The following is a 20,303-nucleotide window of genomic DNA, read 5'->3' on the forward strand; positions in this document are numbered from 1 at the left end:
CGGTGCGTCCGTACAGTGGATGCCGTGCCAAGGATTCGAGCGGCCTCCGTGGCCGAGCACCGGTCGATGCAGCGAGCTGCCCTGTTGGACGCGGCCCGGTCCCTGCTGTCCGAAGGGGGGACGGAGGCGCTGACGTTTCCGGCGCTCGCCGAGCGGACCGGGCTCGCGCGGTCGTCCGTGTACGAGTACTTCCGGTCCCGTGCGGCTGTCGTCGAGGAGCTGTGCGAGGTCGATTTCCCGGTGTGGGCCGCTGAGGTCGAGGTGGCCATGGGGGCGGCCCGGGAGGGTGCGGGGAAGGTCGAGGCGTACGTCCGCAAGCAGTTGGAGCTGGTCGGGGATCAGCGGCACCGGGCTGTTGTCGCCATCTCCGCGAGCGAGTTGGACGCGGGGGCCCGGGAGAAGATCCGGGCCGCACACGGGGCGTTGGTGGCGATGATCGTCGAGGCGCTGGCGGAGCTCGGGCATGCCGAGCCCCGGTTGGCGGCGATGCTGGTTCAGGGGGTGGTGGACTCCGCCGTGCGGCGGATCGAGCTGGGTGTCGAGGAACCCGGGGTGGTCGCCGAGGCCGCGGTGGGGATGGTGCTGCGAGGGGTGTCCAGGTAGGGGAGCAGCCGGGGCGGGGTTCTGGGGAGCAGCGTCAGTGGGTCCAGGTAGGTCTCCGCGCGTTTCAGGCCCCAGTGGAGGCATGAGGTCGGGCAGTGGGTTCCTGTGGGCTCCACCTCGCCGATGACCTCGCCCTCCTGGACCTCGTCGCCCTTGGAGACCGTGGGGTGGACCGGTTCGTAGGTCGTGTGGAGTCCTGTCGCCGTCAGTTCCAGGGTGATGACTCCCCTGCCCGCCACTCGGCCGGCGAACGTCACGCGGGCATGGGCCACCGCTCGTACCGGGGTGCCCGGGGGCGTCGAGAGGTCCACGCCCCGGTGGCCCGCCGCGTAGGGGGTCGGGGGTGGGGTGTAGGGGCGGAGGACCGGGGGGTGGGGGGTCACCGGCCAGGTCGTGGTCGGGGGGAGGAGGAGCAGCAGGGCGTAGAGGGCTTTGTACATGTGCCGAGCGTGGCTCTCCCCGGCCTCGCGCGTTCACGCCTGTGGAGTACTCCGGGGTTGTGGACAGCGGCGTCATCCGAGGGTGTACGCGTCCCGTACACTTTTAGCGGCGATCCGGGTCACCGGGTCGACTTCGCACGCCCCGGTACGGGGCCGGAAACGGCCCGTACTCTGCGCCTCTCGGTCCTCGTGGCTCGGCGCATCGCGGGCGTCAGGCGTGGGAGCCGTCCGGTTCCCGCGGCACAACCGAGAAAACTAGGAGTGCGGCCATGGCCGTCGTCACGATGCGGGAGCTGCTGGAAAGCGGCGTCCACTTCGGTCACCAGACCCGTCGCTGGAACCCGAAGATGAAGCGCTTCATCTTCACCGAGCGCAACGGCATCTACATCATCGACCTGCTCCAGTCGCTGTCGTACATCGACCGCGCCTACGAGTTCGTCAAGGAGACCGTCGCCCACGGCGGCACGGTCATGTTCGTCGGTACGAAGAAGCAGGCGCAGGAAGCGATCGCCGAGCAGGCGACCCGCGTCGGCATGCCGTACGTCAATCAGCGGTGGCTGGGCGGCATGCTCACCAACTTCTCGACCGTCTACAAGCGCCTCCAGCGTCTGAAGGAGCTTGAGCTCATCGACTTCGAGGACGTCGCCGCGTCCGGTCTGACCAAGAAGGAACTCCTCGTGCTCTCGCGCGAGAAGGCCAAGCTGGAGAAGACCCTCGGCGGTATCCGCGAGATGTCCAAGGTCCCCAGCGCCGTCTGGATCGTGGACACCAAGAAGGAGCACATCGCGGTCGGTGAGGCGCGCAAGCTGAACATCCCGGTCGTCGCGATCCTCGACACCAACTGCGACCCCGACGAGGTCGACTACAAGATCCCGGGCAACGACGACGCGATCCGCTCCGTCACCCTGCTCACCCGCGTCATCGCCGACGCCGTCGCCGAGGGCCTCATCTCCCGTTCCGGCGTCAACACCGGCGACAAGGGTGACAAGGCCGCCGCCGAGCCGCTCGCCGCCTGGGAGCGCGACCTCCTTGAGGGCGAGAAGAAGGCCGACGAGGCGCCCGCCGCCGAGGCCCCCGCCGCTGAGACCGAGGCCCCCGCCGAGGAGGCTCCGGTCGCCGAGGCTCCGGCCGCTGAGGAGGCTCCGGTCGCCGAGGCCGCCGCCGAGGTCGAGGCTCCGGTCGCCGAGGCCGAGCAGGCCTGATCCGCCACCGTCAGCGTTGACGGCGGGGGCGCCGACATCCGGGTCGCCCCCGCCGTTCACCAGCAGGTTCCGCGCCACCGCTACACGTGGGCCGGGACCGGGTAGATCTTCCAGACTTCGAGAAAGACTTACAGACTCATGGCGAACTACACCGCCGCCGACGTCAAGAAGCTCCGCGAGCTGACCGGTGCCGGCATGATGGACTGCAAGAAGGCCCTGGACGAGGCCGACGGCAACGTCGAGAAGGCCGTCGAGGCGCTGCGCATCAAGGGCCAGAAGGGCGTCGCCAAGCGCGAGGGCCGCTCCGCCGAGAACGGCGCCGTGGTCTCGATCATCGCGGACGACAACTCCACCGGCGTCCTCGTCGAGCTGAAGTGCGAGACCGACTTCGTCGCCAAGGGCGAGAAGTTCCAGGCCGTCGCCCAGCAGATCGCCGAGCACGTCGTCGCGACCTCCCCGGCCGACCTCGCCACCCTCCTCGGCTCCGAGATCGAGGCCGGCAAGACCGTCCAGGCATTCGTCGACGAGGCCAACGCCAACCTCGGCGAGAAGATCGTCCTCGACCGCTTCGCGCAGTACGGTGACGGCTTCGTCTTCGCGTACATGCACCGCACGATGCCCGACCTGCCGCCGCAGATCGGTGTCCTCGTCGAGCTGGACAAGCAGACCGATGACATCGCTGCGGTCGCCAAGGGCGTCGCCCAGCACATCGCCGCCTTCGCGCCGAAGTACCTCACCAAGGACGAGGTCCCGGCCGAGATCGTCGAGTCGGAGCGCCGTATCGCCGAGGAGACCACCCGCGCCGAGGGCAAGCCCGAGGCCGCGATCGCCAAGATCGTCGAGGGTCGCGTGAACGGCTTCTTCAAGGACGCCACGCTGCTTGGCCAGCCCTACGCGCTGGACAACAAGAAGTCCGTCCAGAAGGTCCTGGACGAGGCCGGTGTCACCCTGAAGCGCTTCACGCGCATCAAGGTCGGCATCTGAGTCCGTACCGCGACGAGCACCCGATCCCGATAAGGTCGGGTGCGCGTGACGGACGACCGCAGATCTGACAAGGAGGCCATTGCCGCGCACGGGTTGCGAACACATCCCACCGGCAGTGGCCTTCTTCGTATGTGCACCACGTGAAAGAGACGGGATCACCCATGACCCAGAAGAGCGACGACGGCAAGGTACGCGGCCGGTTCATGCTGAAGCTGTCCGGCGAGGCGTTCGCCGGAGGCGGCGGCCTGGGTGTGGACCCCGACGTGGTGCACAAGATCGCCCGTGAGATCGCCGCCGTCGTCCGCGACGGCGCGCAGATCGCCATCGTGATCGGCGGCGGCAACTTCTTCCGGGGCGCCGAACTCCAGGTCCGCGGCATGGACCGGGCCCGCTCGGACTACATGGGCATGCTCGGCACCGTCATGAACTGCCTCGCCCTCCAGGACTTCCTGGAGAAGGAGGGCATCGACAGCCGCGTACAGACCGCCATCACGATGGGCCAGGTCGCCGAGCCGTACATCCCGCTGCGCGCCGTACGCCACCTGGAGAAGGGCCGCGTCGTCATCTTCGGCGCGGGCATGGGCATGCCGTACTTCTCCACCGACACCACCGCCGCCCAGCGCGCCCTGGAGATCGACGCCGAGGCGCTCCTCATGGGCAAGAACGGCGTCGACGGGGTCTACGACTCCGACCCGAAGACCAACCCGGACGCGGTCAAGTTCGACGCGCTCGGCTACGGCGACGTCATCACCCGCGACCTCAAGGTCGCCGACGCCACCGCCATCACGCTGTGCCGCGACAACAAGCTCCCCATTCTCGTCTTCGAGCTGCTGGCCGAGGGCAATATCGCGCGCGCCGTCAAGGGTGAGAAGATCGGCACTCTGGTGGGTGACCAGGACACCCGGGCCTGACCGGGGGATGGACAATGTCCTGCCGGTCGGGAACCGTGCAGGAAGAAGACGCGACGCAGCCGGCCGCCGCCGACAGGTAACCGCAGCCGGGCCTACTCAAGACACGCAGGAGCAAGTGGTGATCGAAGAGACCCTCCTCGAAGCCGAGGAGAAGATGGAGAAGGCCGTCGTGGTCGCCAAGGAGGACTTCGCCGCGATCCGCACCGGCCGTGCGCACCCGGCGATGTTCAACAAGATCGTCGCCGAGTACTACGGTGCGCCGACGCCGATCAACCAGCTGGCCTCGTTCTCCGTGCCGGAGCCGCGCATGGCCGTCGTCACCCCGTTCGACAAGACGGCGCTGCGCAACATCGAGCAGGCGATCCGGGACTCCGACCTCGGGGTGAACCCCAGCAACGACGGCAACATCATCCGCGTCAACTTCCCCGAGTTGACCGAGGAGCGGCGCCGCGACTACATCAAGGTCGCGCGCGGCAAGGCCGAGGACTCCCGGGTCTCCATCCGCGCGGTGCGCCGCAAGGCCAAGGACACCCTCGACAAGCTCGTCAAGGACAAGGAGTCCGGCGAGGACGAGGTCCGCCGCGCGGAGAAGGAACTCGACGACCTGACCGCGAAGTACGTCGCTCAGGTGGACGAGCTGCTCAAGCACAAAGAAGCGGAGCTGCTCGAAGTCTGATGAACGACTCTTCCTGGGGGGCGCCGCCACAGTCCGGGCAGGCCGGGTATTGGGGGGGCGCTCCGGCGGGTCCCGCGTACGATGCGCCGCAGGCGCAGCAGACTCGCCCCATGCCCATCGTGCCCGACGTACCCGCTCATGGCTCAGGCCAGGATGACGACCGGTGGGCCGCCGCAGCGGGCGGTGGTCCCCACGACGAGAACCCGTCGGCGCAGCCCCCGGCGGCGGTGCCGCAGAAACCGGAGCCCATGGCCGACGAGCGGCAGCCCGCGCCGCAGAAGAAGAGCGCCGGGCGTGATCTGGGTGCGGCCATAGGGGTCGGGGTCGGGCTCGGGGCGGTGATCGTCGCCTCGCTGTTCATCGTCAAGGCCGTGTTCGTCGGGGTGATAGCGGTCGCCGTCGTCGTCGGGCTGTGGGAGCTGACGAGCCGGCTCCAGGAGCGCAAGGAGATCAAGGCGCCGCTGGTGCCGCTCGCCGTCGGCGGTGCGGCGATGGTCGTCGCCGGGTACGTACGGGGGCCCGAGGGGGCCTGGGTCGCCATGGCGCTCACGGCTCTCGCGGTGCTCGTCTGGCGGATGACGGAACCTCCCGAGGGGTACCTCAAGGACGTCACCGCCGGGGTCTTCGCCGCGTTCTACGTGCCCTTCCTGGCCACGTTCGTCGCGCTGATGCTCACCGCCGGGGACGGGCACCGCCGGGTCCTCGTCTTCCTGGTCCTGACGGTCGTCAGCGACACGGGGGCGTACGCCGTCGGCTGGCGCTTCGGCAAGCACAAGCTCGCGCCCCGCATCAGCCCGGGCAAGACCCGCGAGGGCCTGTTCGGCGCGATCGCGTTCGCCATGGTCGCCGGTGCGCTCCTCATGCAGTACGTCATCGAGGACGGCACCTGGTGGCAGGGCCTCCTCCTCGGCCTCGCGGTCGCCGCGAGCGCCACGCTGGGGGACCTCGGCGAGTCGATGATCAAGCGTGACCTGGGCATCAAGGACATGGGAACCCTGCTGCCGGGCCACGGCGGAATCATGGACCGCCTGGACTCCCTGCTCCCCACGGCGCCGGTGGTGTGGTCGCTGCTGGTGCTGTTCGTCGGCTCCGGCTGACGTTCTCGAAGCGCTGAGCCCTCGCCCTTTCCGGGCGGGGGCTCTTCGCGTAGGGCGACCGGTCGGCGTACTCGCGGGGATCTGCGACACTGGTGGGTGTTATGCCTAAGCCCGGAGAACTTACTTTCGTCGCCCCCCGCGAAGCCAAGAAGCCGCCGCGGCATCTTGCCGACCTCTCGCCCGCCGAGCGGAAAGAGGTCGTTGCCGAGGTCGGGGAGAAGCCGTTTCGCGCGAAGCAGCTTTCGCAGCACTACTTCGCGCGGTACGCGCATGATCCGGCGGAGTGGACGGACATTCCGGCCGGGTCGCGCGGCAAGCTTCAGGAAGCCCTGTTTCCCGAGCTGATGACTGTCGTGCGGCATCTGTCGACCGATGAGGGCACCACCCGTAAGACGCTGTGGCGGATGTTCGACGGGACGCTCGTCGAGTCCGTGCTGATGCGGTACCCGGACCGGGTGACCATGTGCATCAGCTCGCAGGCCGGGTGCGGGATGAACTGTCCGTTCTGCGCCACGGGGCAGGCGGGGCTGGACCGGAACCTGTCCACCGCCGAGATCGTGCATCAGATCGTCGACGGGATGCGGGCGCTTCGGGACGGGGACGTGCCCGGTGGGCCGGCCCGGCTCTCCAACATCGTGTTCATGGGGATGGGCGAGCCCCTCGCCAACTACAAGCGCGTCGTCGGTGCCATCCGTGCGCTGACCGACCCGAACCCCGACGGCCTCGGTCTCTCCCAGCGGGGGATCACCGTGTCGACCGTCGGACTCGTCCCCGCGATCCACCGGTTCGCGGACGAGGGCTTCAAGTGCCGGCTCGCGATCTCCCTGCACGCCCCGGACGACGAGCTGCGCGACACCCTCGTCCCCGTCAACACCCGCTGGAAGGTCCGCGAGGTGCTGGACGCCGGGTTCGAGTACGTCGAGAAGTCGGGGCGGCGGCTGTCGATCGAGTACGCGCTGATCCGGGACATCAACGACCAGGCGTGGCGCGGGGACCGGCTCGGGCGGCTGCTGCGGGGGAAGCCCGTGCACGTCAACCTGATCCCGCTCAATCCGACGCCCGGCTCGAAGTGGACCGCGTCGCGGCCCGAGGACGAGAAGGCGTTCGTGGAGGCGATCGCGGCGCACGGCGTGCCGGTCACCGTCCGGGACACCCGGGGGCAGGAGATCGACGGGGCGTGTGGACAGCTCGCCGCTACCGAACGGTAAGCTCGTAGTCGTACAGTCATATAGCAGTCATATATCCGACAGGGGAGCGCGACAGCGCTGAGAGTGCGGTGAGCAGGCCGCAGACCCTCTGAACCTCGCCCAGGTCATTCTGGGTAGGAAGTTCGGTCATCACCGTGAAGAAGTTCGTCGTCGTCGCCGTGGGTCTCGGCATGGTCGCGCTGTCCGCGTGCGGATCGTCCGACAAGTCTGATAGCCAGACCTCGTCCAAGACCGTCACCCTCGTCAGCCACAGCTCCTGGGCCGTCTCCAAGCCCGTCCTCGCCGCCTTCGAGAAGACCTCCGGCTACAAGGTCAAGGTTCTGACCGACGGCGACGCCGGTCAGGCCGTCAACAAGGCGATCCTGACGAAGGACAACCCCCAGGGCGACGTCTTCTTCGGCGTCGACAACACCCTCCTGTCCCGCGCCCTCGACAACGGCCTCTTCCAGCCGTACGAGGCGAAGGGGCTGGCGCAGGTCGGCAAGGAGTACCAGCTCGACGCCGGCAAGCACCGGGTCACGCCCATCGACTACGGCGACATCTGCGTCAACTACGACAAGAAGTACTTCGCCGACCACCAGCTGACCCCTCCGGCGTCGTACGACGATCTGGTCAAGCCCGAGTACAAGAACCTGCTGGTCACCGAGAACGTCTCCACCTCCTCCCCCGGGCTCGGCTTCCTGCTCGGGACGGCCGCGAAGTACGGCGACGACGGCTGGCAGGACTACTGGAAGAAGCTGAAGGCGAACGGCGTCGAGGTCGTCGACGGCTGGGACCAGGCGTACAACGAGGCGTTCTCGGGGTCGGCCGGCGGCAAGAAGGCGAAGGGGGACCGGCCGCTCGTCGTGTCGTACGCCTCCTCCCCGCCCGCCGAGGTGATCTACGCCGACCCGAAGCCGGCTACCGCGCCGACCGGTGTCGTCGACGGGACCTGCTTCCGGCAGATCGAGTTCGCCGGGCTGCTCGGCAACGCGAAGAACACGGCCGGCGGCAAGGCGCTGATCGACTTCCTGATCGGCCGGGAGTTCCAGCAGGACATGCCGCTGAACATGTTCGTGTACCCGGTGCTCCAAGGGGCCGCTGTCCCGGCCGAGTTCACGAAGTTCGGCCCCGCCGCGAAGTCCCCCGAGACGATGGCCCCGGCGAAGATCGCCGCCGACCGTGACGACTGGGTCAAGACGTGGGCCTCTCTCGTCCTCAAGTAGTCCGGCTGGGCCTGATGGCCCTGCCGCTCGCGTTCTTCGGGATCTTCTTCGCCTACCCGGTCGTCGCGATCCTGCTGCGCGGCCTGCACACGGACGGCACCTGGCAGCTCGGCCGGCTGGGGGACGTCCTCGGCCAGTCCGACATCCGGCACGTCCTGTGGTTCACGACCTGGCAGGCCCTCGCCTCCACCGCGCTGACCCTGCTGATCGCGCTGCCGGGCGCGTACGTCTTCGCCCGCCTCGACTTCCCCGGCCGCCAGGTGCTGCGCGCGGTCGTCACCGTCCCGTTCGTGCTGCCGACGGTCGTCGTCGGTACGGCGTTCCTGGCGTTCGTCGGGCGCGGCGGCCTGACCGACGAGCTGTGGGGCGTACGGCTCGACACGACCGTGTGGGCGATCCTGCTGGCGCACGTCTTCTTCAACTACGCGGTCGTCGTCCGGACCGTCGGCGGGCTCTGGGCCCAGCTCGACCCGCGTCAGGAGGAGGCGGCGCGGGTGCTGGGAGCCTCGCGGCTGCGGGCGTTCCTCAGCGTCTCCCTCCCCGCGCTCGGACCGGCCGTCGCGGCTGCCGCGCTGATGGTGTTCCTGTTCACGTTCACGTCGTTCGGGGTCGTGCAGATCCTCGGCGGGCCGACGTTCTCGACGCTGGAGGTCGAGATCTACCGGCAGACGTCCGAGATCTTCGACCTGGCAACGGCCGCTGTCCTCACGGTCGTTCAGTTCGCGGCGGTGGGGGCGATCCTCGCCGTGCACGCGTGGACGGTACGGCGGCGGGAGACGGCGCTGCGGCTGGTGGACGCGTCGCTGACCGCGCGCAGGCCGCGTGGGGGGCAGTGGGTGCTGCTCGCCTGCGTGTTGCTCTCCGTCGCCGTCCTGCTTGTCCTGCCGCTCGCTGTTCTGGTCCAACGCTCTCTTGGCGGCACGGACTTCGCGTACTACCGGGCGCTGACCTCCGACGACGGCAACGTGTTCCTGGTGCCGCCGATCGAGGCGATCGGCAACTCGCTGGAGTACGCGGTCGTCGCGACCGGGATCGCGGTGCTGATCGGCGGACTCGCCGCCGCCGCGCTGGCCCGGCGTGACGCGGGGCGGCTGGTGCGGGGGTTCGACGCGCTGCTGATGCTGCCGCTCGGGGTGTCGGCGGTGACCGTCGGGTTCGGGTTCCTGATCTCGCTCGACGAACCGCCGCTGGATCTGCGGAGTTCGTGGATTCTCGTGCCGCTCGCGCAGGCGCTCGTGGGGGTGCCGTTCGTCGTGCGGACGATGCTGCCGGTGCTGCGGGCGGTGGACCAGCGGCTGCGGGAAGCCGCCGCCGTGCTCGGGGCGTCACCGTGGCGGGTGTGGCGGGAGGTCGATCTCCCGCTCGTGCGGCGGGCGTTGCTCGTCGCCGCCGGGTTCGCCTTCGCCGTGTCGCTCGGGGAGTTCGGGGCGACCGTGTTCATCGCGCGGCCCGACAACCCGACGCTGCCCGTCGCCGTGGCGCGGCTGCTGGGGCGGGCCGGGGAGCTCAACTACGGGCAGGCGATGGCCCTTTCGACGATCCTGATGCTGGTGTGCGCGGTGGCCCTGCTGGTGCTGGAGCGGCTGCGGACCGAGCGGAGCGGGGAGCTGTAGATGCTGAGGCTTGAGGGCGCGACCGTGCGGTTCGGGGGGCGGGCCGTGCTGGACGCCGTCGATCTGGAGGTGGGGGAGCACGAGGTGGTGTGTGTGCTCGGGCCCAGCGGGAGCGGGAAGTCGACGTTGCTGCGGGTCGTCGCCGGGCTCCAGTCCCTCGACGCCGGGCGGGTGTCGCTCGGGGGGAAGGAGCAGGGCGGGGTGCCTGTGCACCGGCGGGAAGTGGGGCTGATGTTCCAGGACCATCAGCTGTTTCCGCAGCGGGATGTCGCCGGGAACGTCGCTTTCGGGCTGCGGATGCATGGTGCGTCTCGGGGGGAACAGGCGGCGCGGGTCGAGGAGTTGCTCGAACTCGTCGGGCTGCCCGGGGCCGGGAGGCGGGCCGTCGGGGCGTTGTCCGGGGGTGAGCAGCAGCGGGTCGCGCTGGCTCGGGCGCTGGCTCCCCGGCCCCGACTGCTCATGCTGGACGAGCCGTTGGGGCAACTGGACCGGTCGCTGCGGGAGCGGCTCGTCGTCGAACTGCGGGAGCTGTTCGGGGCGTTGGGGACGACGGTGCTGGCCGTCACGCACGATCAGGGGGAGGCGTTCGCCCTCGCCGACCGGGTGGTCGTCATGCGGGACGGGCGGATCGCCCAGTCCGGTACGCCGCTCGACGTGTGGCAGCGGCCCGCCGACGCGTTCGTCGCGCGGTTCCTCGGGTTCGAGAACGTCGTATCCGCCTGTGTCGAAGGGGAGTTCGCGCTCACGCCGTGGGGGAAGGTGCCGGTGCCCGCCGGGTCGGCGCAGGGGGAGCGGGATCTGCTGGTGCGGGCCGCCGGGGTGCGGATCGGGGAAGGGGCGCGCTGCACCGTCGTCGGGCGGACCTTCAGGGGGACGCATGTCGCCGTGCAACTGGCGCCCGAGGGGGGTGCGCCCCGGCTGGAGGCAGCGGTGGCTCTGCGGGCGGCGCCGGCGGTCGGGGACGTCGTCGGGGTGGGGTTCGACGCGGCCGAAGTGGTCGTTCTCGGCGGGGGTGAATCCGTCTAGCGTCGGGGTATGACGCTTCTTTCTCACGACCGTTACTGCGACGAGATTGCCCTGAGGGTCGGGGAGTTGAGGGACATGGTCGGGTCCGGGGCCGACCTCGGGGCCGCCGTGCCGACCTGCCCGGAGTGGTCCGTCGAGGATCTGATGCGCCATGTGGGGGGTGCGCTCGGGTGGGTCGAGCGGATGGTGCGGGCGCGGTCCGAGGAACGGATGCCGGAGGTGGTGGCGCCGGAGTTCGCCGGGGATGCCGGGGCGCTCGGGGAGTGGCTGGCGGAGACCGGGCGCGGGGTCGTGGGGGCGCTGCGGGACGCCGGGGCCGGGGCGCGGGTGTGGGCCTGGACGGATCGGTGGGACGCCGGGTTCTGGGCGCGGCGGATGACGCACGAGCTGACCGTGCACGGGGCCGACGCGGCGTTCGCGGCGGGGGTGCCGTACAGCGTCGCGCCCGAGGTGGCCGTCGACACGCTCGACGAGTGGCTGGAGATCGTCGTGTGGGTGCAGCGGAACATGCCGCACGTCGCCGCCGAGGAACTGCGGGAGGTGGCCTCGCGGGGGAGCCTGCATCTGCACGCGACCGATGTGCCGGGGGCCGAGTGGGTCGTGGAGTGGGGGGCCGACGGGGTGGCGTGGCGGCGGGGGCACGAGAAGGCGGACGTGGTGATGCGGGGGCCGCTCACGGATGTGCTGCTCGCGTTCTATCGGCGGTTGCCGTTGGACGCGGTGGAAGTGGTGGGGGAGCGGCGGGTGTTGGAGTACTGGCTGGAGCGGGCGAGCATGGGGTGAGGCGGGGGCGCCGGTCGGGGGCGCCGGCCCGCGAGGGTACGCCTTCTGAGGCGCGGCCCGTCAACTCGCGGAGTGGGCCCGCCCCTTGGGGGAGGTGGGCCCACAACCGCGTGTCCGGCGTCAGCGGTTGCTGCTGCCCTTCCTGCGCATGCCGAAGAAGATCGCGCCGCCGCCGATGGCGACCAGGACCGCGGCGATGCCGGCGATCAGGCCGGTGTTGGAGTTCGCGCCGGTCTCCGCGAGGTGGGAGTCACCGACCGCGGGCGTGGGGGCGTTGTTCACGGGGGTGAGCGGGGTGCTGCTGTCGCCGGGGGTGGGCGACGGCTGCGGGGTGGACGGGGTCGCGGAGGGGGACGGGCTCGGGGAGGACTCCGACTCCGAGGGGGACGGCGACGGGGAGGGGGACTCCTCCGTCTTGCACGCCTTCGAGGGGGTGGTGAGGTTCTCGCTGAGATCGTCGTTCACGAGCTTGCCGGCCGTGACGTGGACGCGGTACTCCGCGTTCGGCTGCCAGTCCTCGGCGAAGGTGATGGTCGTGCCGGTGAGGCTGCCCTTCACCTCCTGCTCTCCGACCTTGCGGAGGTCGCTGCCGTTGTTCTCCAGGTAGACGGCGACCGTGGCGGTCACTCCGGTGGCGTCCTTGTCGGTGACGGTGATGACACCTTTGTCACCGTCGCACGAGGCGCTGGCGGAGAAGTCCCGGATGTCGCAGGCGAACGCGCTCGTGGACGCGGAGAGGACGACGGCCGTGGAAGCGGCGGCTACGCCGAGCATACGAGCCGAACGAGCGGCGGTGCGGCGGGATATGGACATGTTTGTCCTTTGCGGGGAGGCGCAAGTGCGGGGGGTTGAAGGGGAGCCGGCCCCATCCGGGACGCATCAACATCCCCTTGAGGCTCACAGGTGTATAAGCGCGCCATAAGAAGTGTCAACGCGCGCATCCCATTTGACCCCCGGCTTTGCTTGCTTATTAATTACCCGCGCGTTTCAAAGCTTCCGGCGCGTCCTCGATCCGGTCCACGAGCGTGATCATCGACGCCATCGCCCTGTCCTTCGCCAGCGCCTCCAACAGCGGCCAGGCGGGCAGGCGCCTGGTCCAGTGCGCCTCGTCCACCAGCACCATCGGCCTCGGCTCGCCCCGCGACTCGTAGTAGTTCGGCGTCGAGTTGTCGAAGATCTCCTGTACGGTCCCGGCGGCGCCCGGCAGGAACACCACACCCGCCGTACAGCGCGCCAACAGGCCGTCCTCGCGGGTGGCGTTGGAGAAGTACTTCGCCGTGTGCGCGGCGAACGCGTTCGGCGGCTCGTGGCCGTAGAACCAGGTCGGGATCCCCACCGATGGCCCGCCGGCGGGGTATTGGGCGCGCACCTCGAACGCCGCCGACGCCCACTCGGTCACCGACGGGGTGAACGTCGGGGCCTTCGCCAGGAGTTGGAGCGCCTCCTCCAGCATGGCGTCCTCGAACGGGGCCGCGTACGCGCCCAGGTTCGCCGCCTCCATCGCGCCCGGGCCGCCGCCCGTCGCGACGGTCAGGCCGGCTCGGGCCAGCGTGCGGCCCAGGCGCGCGGCGCCGGCGTACTCGTCCGTGCCGCGCGCCATCGCGTGGCCGCCCATCACGCCGACGACCCTTGTGTCGACCAGGACTTCGTCCAGCGCGTCCGAGACCGCGTCGTCGTGCACCGAGCGGAGCATCGACGCGAAGATGTCGCCGTCGGCCTTCGTCTGCTGGAACCACTGGTACGTCTGGGCGTCGGGGGTGTGCTCGTAGCCCTCCGCCAAGCTCTCGAACAACTCGTCCGGGGTGTACAGCAGGCCCCGGTACGGGTCGAACGGGAGGCCCGGGATCGGGGGGAACACCAGGGCGCCCGCCGATCTCACGTGCGCGTCCGCCTCCGGGGTCATCGGGCAGCCCAGGAAGACGGCGCCTGTCGTGTCGGCTGTCAGGAGCGCCGGCGTACGCGTTGTCAGGTCCACCGCCTGGACGCGGTATCTCGCCAGGGTGCCGACCGTCGCGATCACCTCGTCGAACTCCGGCAGGGATTCGATCTCGCGGTCGGGTACGCCGTCGTACGGCTGGGCGCTGTCGTGCCGATGGGCGGGTGTCTGGTCCACCCGCCCATGCTAGGCAGGTCCCGTCAGCCCTGGATCGCCGACGGGTTCATCCAGATGACCTCCCACGTGTGGCCGTCCAGGTCGTCGAAGGCCCTGCCGTACATGAAGCCCTCCATGTCCTGGGGGTCCCTCGGCTCCGTCGCGCCCAGTTCCAGGGCCCGGTCCACCAAGGTGTCCACGGCGGCGCGGCTCTCCGCGCTCAGCGCGATCATGACCTCGCTGGTCTTCGTCGCGTCCGCGATCTCCTTCTTCGTGAACGTCGCGTAGAACGGCTTCACCAGGAGCATCGCCACGATCGTGTCGCTGATCACCACCGAGGCCGCGTTGTCGTCGCTGAACTGGGGGTTGAGGGCGTAGCCCAGGTCCGTGAAGAACTTCTTCGACGCGGCGAGGTCCGCTACGGGGAGGTTGATGAAGATCATCTGCTGGTACGCGGGGGTGGTCATCTCGGGGTCTCCGTGGGTATCGGTTCGTTGTGTTCGGTGGGTAGACCTCGGGGGTCGGCATTACTCATCGGTGGTCGGAGATTTTTTTCGTACGTGTTTTCACGTCGTCAGCGGGAGGGTGGCCAGCTGGGACACCGCGAGCGTGAGGGGGGTGAAGACCAGGAGGAGGGCCGTTGTGCGGAGGGCTGCCGCCGTGCGGAGCGTTTTCGCCGGGGCGCCCAGTCTCAGGAGGGCCGCTGTCGTGTCCGCTCTCGACTGGCGGGACTCCACCGCCGCGGTGAGGAGTGTGCCGAGTGCGCAGCCGGTGACCAGGAGGGCGCCCAGGGTGGAGAGGGGGCCTGTCGGTCTGTCGCCGTTCAGGGTGGCCATCGTGTAGGCGCCGGAGAGTACCGCGCACAGGATGCCCAGGGGGCGGCCGATTCTTGCCGACTCCTCCATGAGGCCCCTGCCTGCGAGGAGGCGTAGGGCTCCTGGGCGGAAGGTCTGGAGCAGCCGGCCGCAGAGGTGGGTGAGGCCGGGGCCCGCGAGGGCGAGGCCCAGGGCGGTGAGGGTCCAGCCGAGGAGGACTGCGGCGGGGCCTGTGGGGAGGCCGGCGGGGAGGGTGAGGGGGGTGGAGGTGGTTCGGGCCGCGTACGCCTCTACGGCCAGGCCGGCGGCGAGGGTGGCTGCGCCCCAGGGGAGGGCTGTGGGGGCGGGGGCGTGCGGTGGGGCGGGTGCGGTGGGGCGGGGGTGGTGGTCGGGTGCGGGTCCGGTGGGGGCTGGGGTGGGGGCGTTGGCGCTTGCCCGCGCTTGCGGGGTGCTGCTGCGCCCACCCGTGCCGCCCCTAGCGGCACGACTGCCCGCAGCTACGCGGGGCGAGTGGAGTGGGTGCGGGGCGGTGGGGGTGGCGTGGCTGTCCGTAGCTACGGCGATGGGAGATTCCTCCTCAGCCGGTTCGGCCTTGCGTTTGTCACCCCCGCGTGCCCCGAACCTTCCGTACGAGCCGAACGTCTCTCTTGCGCTTCCCTTGCCGAAGCCTCCGAAGGCTCGGCGTGTTGCTCGGGCCGCTACCTGGGTGTCTCTTGGGCGGAGCATCAGGGCCACCGCCGCTGAGGAAGTCAGGGGGATCAGCGCGAGGAGGGTCAGGGAGGCCGGCAGGGGGAGGGGGTGGTTGGCTGCCAGGAAGTCCGAGGCCGCTCCGTCGAAGGGGAGGCCCGTCAGGTCGCCGCGGAGGTGCAGGAAGATCAGGAGCGCCAGCGTCGAGCCGAACAGCGTCGACAGCGCCGTTGTCGTCGCCGAGACCGCCATCAGGCGCGCCGGGCCCAGGCCGATCGCGGCCAGGCCCGGGCGTGGGCGGGTCGCCGGGTCCGTGCGGGCCACCGCCATCGCGAAGTAGACCGTTGCCGTCAGCGGGATCGCGCACCAGGCCAGGCGCAGGGCCGAGGAGGCCGTCGCCTCGGGGTGCGTCAGGGCGTGGCCCAGCGTGGAGAGGAGCAGGAAGCCCGTTCCTGTCGCCGCCGCCGAGACCGCCAGGCGGCGTGCGTGGACTGCCGGGTGGGCGGCTCGGGTCAGGCGGAGAGCGAGCACGCGGGGCGGCCTTCCGGGTCGGTGGGCGGGGGGAGGTGGACGGTGGTGACGCGGCGGCCGTCCAGGAGCGGCATCGTGCGGTCGGCCAGCGCCGCCGTGTCCGGGTCACCGGTCGCCAGGACCACCGTGATGCCGTGCGAGCGGGCCGCTGTCGTGAGCGTCCTCAACACGTGGGCCCGGTCCGCCCGGTGGAGGGGCGCCGTCGGCTCGTCGGCGAAGAGGACCGACGGCGCCGGTGCCAACGCCCTGGTGATGCACACCCGTTGCCGCTCCGCCTGCGTCAACTCCCCCGGCCGCGCACGCGCCTTGTCCCCGACGTCGAGCCGCTCCAGCCACTCCAGCGCGGCGGCCTTGGCACGGCGGCGGCTCGTACCGCGCAGCATGAGGGGCAGCGCCGCGTTCTCCCACACGTTCAGCTCGGGGACCAGCGTCGGCGCCGGGTCGATCCAGCCGAAGCGGTCGCGGCGGAGCCGTTCGCGGGCGACCGGGCCCATCGTGTGGACGGGGACGCTGTTGAACCAGACCTCGCCGCGCTGGGCGGGGGTCAGGCCGGAGAGACAGCGCAGCAGCGTCGTCTTGCCGCTCCCGCGTGGCCCGGTGACGGCGAGGATCTCGCCCTCGCGGATGCCCACCGAGACGCCGCCGAGGCCGGGGGAGCCGTCGCGGTGCGTGAAGTGCAGGGAGCGTGCCCAGAGCACGTCGTTGTCCGGCGGGGCCTCCATGGGCGTACACCTTCGTTCAGATCCGTAGTTCCCGTGTCCGATCCCCCGTGCGGGTGAACGAAAGGCAGGGGGGATCGGTCACTGCACGCTAGGCAGGGGGTTTGTGGATGCCGGACAGCACACGGCCCCGCGACGCCGTTTCTCACTCGAACGGGCGCGCGCGGGGCCGTACATCAGACGATCAGAGCTTTGACCACGCCTCCGTCAGCGTCGTCCGCAGGATCTGCTCGATCTCGTCGAACGTCTCCTGGTTCGCGATCAGCGGCGGCGCGAGCTGCACGACCGGGTCGCCCCGGTCGTCGGCGCGGCAGTACAGGCCGTTCTCGAAGAGGGCCTTGGAGAGGTAGCCGTAGATGATGCGCTCGGTCTCGTCCGCGTCGAAGGACTGCTTCGTCGCCTTGTCCTTGACGAGTTCGATGCCGTAGAAGAAGCCGTTGCCGCGGACGTCGCCGACGATCGGGAGGTCGTGGAGCTTCTCCAGGGTCGCGCGGAACGCGGACTCGTTGTCGAGGACGTGCTGGTTGAGGTTCTCGCGCTCGAAGAGGTCGAGGTTGGCGAGGGCGACGGCCGCCGAGACGGGGTGGCCGCCGAAGGTGTAGCCGTGCAGGAAGGCGTTGTCGTCCCGGTAGAAGGGCTCGGCGAGGCGGTCCGAGATGACGCAGGCGCCGATCGGGGAGTAGCCCGAGGTCATGCCCTTCGCGCAGGTGATCATGTCCGGTACGTAGCCGAACTTGTCGCACGCGAACGTCGTACCGAGCCGTCCGAACGCGCAGATCACCTCGTCCGAGACGAGCAGCACGTCGTACTGGTCGCAGATCTCGCGCACCCGCTGGAAGTAGCCCGGCGGCGGCGGGAAGCAGCCGCCCGCGTTCTGGACGGGCTCCAGGAAGACCGCCGCGACCGTGTCCGGGCCCTCGAAGAGGATCTGCTGCTCGATCTGGTCGGCGGCCCAGCGGCCGAACGCGACCGGGTCGTCGCCGTGGATCGGGGCGCGGTAGATGTTGGTGTTCGCGACCTTGTGCGCGCCGGGGACGAGGGGCTCGAAGGGGGCACGCAGCCCGGGGAGGCCGGTGATGGAGAGGGCGCCGTGGGTGGTGCCGTGGTAGGCGACCGTCCGGGATATGACCTTGTGCTTCGTGGGCTTGCCGGTCAGCTTGAAGTACTGCTTCGCCAGCTTCCACGCCGTCTCGACGGCCTCGCCGCCGCCGGTCGTGAAGAACACCTTGTTCAGATCGCCCGGGGCCTCCGACGCGAGGCGCTCCGCCAGCTCGATCGCCTTCGGGTGCGCGTACGACCACACCGGGAAGAACGCCAGCTCCTGCGCCTGCTTGAACGCCGTCTCGGCGAGCTCGGTGCGGCCGTGCCCGGCCTGGACGACGAAGAGGCCCGCCAGGCCGTCGAGGTAGCGGCGGCCCTTGTCGTCGTAGATGTAGGTGCCCTCGCCGCGCACGATCGTCGGGACGGGGGAGTTCTCGTACGACGACATGCGGGTGAAGTGCATCCACAGGTGGTCGTACGCGGACTTGCTCAGGTCCTTCATCGGGTTCCCCACATGTAGGTCTGCTTCTTGAGCTTCAGGTAGACGAAGCTCTCGGTGGAGCGCACACCGGGGACGGCCCGGATGCGGTGGTTGATGACCTCCAGGAGGTGGTCGTCGTCCTCGCAGACGATCTCCACCATCAGGTCGAAGGAGCCCGCCGTCATCACCACGTACTCGCACTCGTCCATGGCCGTGAGCGCGTCCGCCACCGCCTCGACGTCGCCCTCGACGTGGACCCCGACCATCGCCTGCCGCCGGAAGCCGACGGTCAGCGGGTCCGTGACCGCGACGATCTGCATGACGCCCTGGTCGAGGAGTTTCTGGACGCGCTGGCGCACCGCCGCCTCGGAGAGGCCGACGGCCTTGCCGATCGCCGCGTAGGGGCGGCGGCCGTCCTCCTGGAGCTGCTCGATGATCGCGAGGCTCACGGAGTCGAGGTGCTTGCCGGGGGGCTTGTCGGTGCTTCGGTTGGCCACGAGGGTCACTCTGCATGACGTCTCGTTCGTCCCGCAAGGCCGTTTCGATGAAATCCGTTGTCACGGTGGCTCAGATCTGCGGATTTCGCAAGAGAGGTGGGGGTGGGGGTGTTGGAAAACCGATTCGGCGGACTAGGGTGGTGTCTCAGTCAGTGGACACCTGCGATACCGGGAGGAACCGGCCGTGAGCACCGAATTGCGTCGGCTGCGCAACTACATAGGCGGCGAGTTCCGTGACGCCGCCGACGGGCGGACCACCGAGGTCGTCAACCCCGTCACGGGCGAGGCGTACGCGACCGCCCCCCTGTCCGGCGACGCCGACGTCGACGCCGCCATGGCCGCCGCCGCAGCCGCGTTCCCCGGCTGGCGCGACACCACCCCCGCCGAGCGGCAGCGGGCGCTGCTGAAGATCGCCGACGCGTTCGAGGAGCGCGCCGAGGATCTGATCGCCACCGAGGTCGAGAACACCGGGAAGCCGGTCGGGCTCACCCGGACCGAAGAGATCCCGCCCATGGTCGACCAGATCCGGTTCTTCGCGGGCGCCGCGCGGATGCTGGAAGGGCGCTCCGCCGGGGAGTACATGGACGGCATGACCTCCATCGTCCGGCGTGAGCCGGTCGGGGTCTGCGCGCAGGTCGCGCCCTGGAACTACCCGATGATGATGGCCGTCTGGAAGTTCGCGCCGGCCCTCGCCGCGGGCAACACGGTCGTGCTGAAGCCCTCCGACACGACCCCGGCGTCCACCGTCCTCATGGCCGAGATCATGGGGTCGATCCTGCCGACCGGCGTCTTCAACGTCGTCTGCGGCGACCGCGACACCGGGCGCAGCATGGTCGAGCACCCCACCCCGGCCATGGCCTCCATCACCGGGTCCGTGCGGGCGGGCATGTCCGTCGCCGAGTCCGCGTCCAAGGACCTCAAGCGGGTCCACCTGGAGCTGGGCGGCAAGGCTCCCGTCGTGGTCTTCGAGGACACCGACCTCGCCAAGGCCGTCGAGGACATCTCCGTCGCCGGGTTCTTCAACGCCGGCCAGGACTGCACGGCGGCCACCCGCGTCCTCGTACAGGCCTCCATCCACGACGAGTTCGTGGCCGCGCTCGCCAAGGCCGCCGCCGACACGAAGACCGGGCACCCGGACGACGAGGACGTGCTGTTCGGGCCGCTCAACAACCCGAACCAGCTCAAGCAGGTCTCCGGGTTCATCGAGCGGCTGCCCGCGCACGCCAAGGTCGAGGCGGGCGGGCACCGGGTCGGCGAGACCGGGTACTTCTACGCGCCGACCGTCGTCTCCGGGCTCAAGCAGGACGACGAGATCATCCAGAACGAGGTCTTCGGCCCGGTCATCACCGTGCAGTCCTTCACCGACGAGGACCAGGCCGTCGAGTGGGCCAACGGCGTCGACTACGCGCTGGCCTCCTCCGTGTGGACCAAGGACCACGGGCGCGCCATGCGCATGTCCAAGCGGCTCGACTTCGGGTGCGTGTGGATCAACACGCACATCCCGCTGGTCGCCGAGATGCCGCACGGCGGGTTCAAGAAGTCCGGCTACGGCAAGGACCTGTCCGGGTACGGGTTCGAGGACTACACGCGGATCAAGCACGTCATGACGTCGCTGGACGCGTAGGGGCGCCGGGGAGGGCGGCGTACCGCGGACGTAGTACGCCGTCCTCCGCCTTCGGTATACGTATCGCC

At 70.0% G+C, this 20,303-nt stretch carries 20 protein-coding genes; 12 read left to right on the forward strand and 8 right to left on the reverse strand.

What is annotated here, in order from left to right:
* The first annotated feature begins 48 nt into the window (after positions 1-48).
* Positions 49-603, forward strand: a complete 555-nt coding sequence (locus ACQCO7_RS31135; RefSeq protein ID WP_464077326.1) for a TetR/AcrR family transcriptional regulator — start codon at positions 49-51, stop codon at positions 601-603.
* Here the strand turns inward: ACQCO7_RS31135 and ACQCO7_RS31140 are convergent.
* On the reverse strand, positions 495-1,043 hold the full coding sequence (locus ACQCO7_RS31140; RefSeq protein WP_464074910.1) for a M23 family metallopeptidase: 549 nt from the start codon (positions 1,041-1,043) through the stop codon (positions 495-497). The two genes, ACQCO7_RS31135 and ACQCO7_RS31140, sit on opposite strands and share 109 nt — an antisense overlap.
* A gap of 269 nt (positions 1,044-1,312) precedes the next feature.
* Here ACQCO7_RS31140 and rpsB point away from each other — a divergent pair, with 269 nt between their 5' ends.
* The 10 genes from rpsB (at position 1,313) to ACQCO7_RS31190 (ending at position 11,748) form a co-directional block, all read left to right on the forward strand.
* Entirely contained in the window at positions 1,313-2,245 is a 933-nt protein-coding gene (gene rpsB / locus ACQCO7_RS31145) for a 30S ribosomal protein S2 (RefSeq protein WP_464074911.1), read from the forward strand.
* 138 nt (positions 2,246-2,383) lie between these two features.
* Complete coding sequence (gene tsf, locus ACQCO7_RS31150) at positions 2,384-3,229, forward strand: translation elongation factor Ts (RefSeq protein WP_464074912.1); 846 nt, start codon at positions 2,384-2,386, stop codon at positions 3,227-3,229.
* Between the two features lie 161 nt (positions 3,230-3,390).
* Positions 3,391-4,140, forward strand: a complete 750-nt coding sequence (gene pyrH / locus ACQCO7_RS31155) for a UMP kinase (RefSeq protein WP_010353831.1) — start codon at positions 3,391-3,393, stop codon at positions 4,138-4,140.
* Positions 4,141-4,258: 118 nt separating this feature from the next.
* A complete protein-coding gene (gene frr, locus ACQCO7_RS31160; protein ID WP_055720515.1) occupies positions 4,259-4,816 on the forward strand; it encodes a ribosome recycling factor in 558 nt (185 codons plus the stop codon).
* A complete protein-coding gene (locus ACQCO7_RS31165; RefSeq protein WP_464074913.1) occupies positions 4,816-5,913 on the forward strand; it encodes a phosphatidate cytidylyltransferase in 1,098 nt (365 codons plus the stop codon). The genes frr and ACQCO7_RS31165 overlap by 1 nt, the downstream gene beginning before the upstream one ends.
* 101 nt (positions 5,914-6,014) lie before the next feature.
* Positions 6,015-7,121, forward strand: coding sequence for a dual-specificity RNA methyltransferase RlmN (gene rlmN, locus ACQCO7_RS31170; RefSeq protein ID WP_464074914.1), 1,107 nt, complete (start codon positions 6,015-6,017; stop codon positions 7,119-7,121).
* A 170-nt stretch (positions 7,122-7,291) separates the two neighbouring features.
* On the forward strand, positions 7,292-8,326 hold the full coding sequence (locus tag ACQCO7_RS31175; RefSeq protein WP_464077327.1) for a thiamine ABC transporter substrate-binding protein: 1,035 nt from the start codon (positions 7,292-7,294) through the stop codon (positions 8,324-8,326).
* A gap of 14 nt (positions 8,327-8,340) precedes the next feature.
* Positions 8,341-9,939 carry an ABC transporter permease gene (locus ACQCO7_RS31180; RefSeq protein WP_464077328.1) on the forward strand — a complete coding sequence of 533 codons (1,599 nt, stop codon included), beginning with the start codon at positions 8,341-8,343 and terminating at the stop codon, positions 9,937-9,939.
* A complete protein-coding gene (locus ACQCO7_RS31185; RefSeq protein ID WP_464074915.1) occupies positions 9,940-10,965 on the forward strand; it encodes an ABC transporter ATP-binding protein in 1,026 nt (341 codons plus the stop codon). It begins immediately after the preceding gene.
* Positions 10,966-10,974: 9 nt separating this feature from the next.
* Entirely contained in the window at positions 10,975-11,748 is a 774-nt protein-coding gene (locus ACQCO7_RS31190; protein ID WP_464074916.1) for a maleylpyruvate isomerase family mycothiol-dependent enzyme, read from the forward strand.
* A 120-nt stretch (positions 11,749-11,868) separates the two neighbouring features.
* On the opposite strand, the gene ACQCO7_RS31195 is transcribed toward ACQCO7_RS31190, so the two are convergent.
* From ACQCO7_RS31195 to ACQCO7_RS31225, 7 genes are all read right to left on the reverse strand, one after another.
* Positions 11,869-12,561, reverse strand: coding sequence for an LAETG motif-containing sortase-dependent surface protein (locus ACQCO7_RS31195; RefSeq protein ID WP_464074917.1), 693 nt, complete (start codon positions 12,559-12,561; stop codon positions 11,869-11,871).
* Between the two features lie 157 nt (positions 12,562-12,718).
* Complete coding sequence (locus tag ACQCO7_RS31200; RefSeq protein ID WP_464074918.1) at positions 12,719-13,861, reverse strand: LOG family protein; 1,143 nt, start codon at positions 13,859-13,861, stop codon at positions 12,719-12,721.
* Positions 13,862-13,884: 23 nt separating this feature from the next.
* On the reverse strand, positions 13,885-14,307 hold the full coding sequence (locus ACQCO7_RS31205; RefSeq protein ID WP_464074919.1) for a VOC family protein: 423 nt from the start codon (positions 14,305-14,307) through the stop codon (positions 13,885-13,887).
* 99 nt (positions 14,308-14,406) lie between these two features.
* Complete coding sequence (locus ACQCO7_RS31210; RefSeq protein WP_464074920.1) at positions 14,407-15,873, reverse strand: hypothetical protein; 1,467 nt, start codon at positions 15,871-15,873, stop codon at positions 14,407-14,409.
* Positions 15,855-16,595 carry an ABC transporter ATP-binding protein gene (locus ACQCO7_RS31215; protein WP_464074921.1) on the reverse strand — a complete coding sequence of 247 codons (741 nt, stop codon included), beginning with the start codon at positions 16,593-16,595 and terminating at the stop codon, positions 15,855-15,857. Before ACQCO7_RS31215 ends, ACQCO7_RS31210 begins: the two co-directional genes overlap by 19 nt.
* Positions 16,596-16,776: 181 nt before the next feature.
* On the reverse strand, positions 16,777-18,135 hold the full coding sequence (locus tag ACQCO7_RS31220; RefSeq protein WP_464074922.1) for an aspartate aminotransferase family protein: 1,359 nt from the start codon (positions 18,133-18,135) through the stop codon (positions 16,777-16,779).
* Positions 18,132-18,611: an Lrp/AsnC family transcriptional regulator gene (locus tag ACQCO7_RS31225; protein ID WP_010353815.1), complete on the reverse strand. Its 480-nt coding sequence runs from the start codon at positions 18,609-18,611 to the stop codon at positions 18,132-18,134. The genes ACQCO7_RS31220 and ACQCO7_RS31225 overlap by 4 nt, the downstream gene beginning before the upstream one ends.
* Positions 18,612-18,795: 184 nt before the next feature.
* On the opposite strand from ACQCO7_RS31225, the gene ACQCO7_RS31230 reads away from it, so the two are divergent.
* Positions 18,796-20,235 carry a gamma-aminobutyraldehyde dehydrogenase gene (locus ACQCO7_RS31230; RefSeq protein ID WP_464074923.1) on the forward strand — a complete coding sequence of 480 codons (1,440 nt, stop codon included), beginning with the start codon at positions 18,796-18,798 and terminating at the stop codon, positions 20,233-20,235.
* Positions 20,236-20,303 lie beyond the last annotated feature (68 nt).

This window comes from Streptomyces saintjeani (assembly GCF_055409605.1).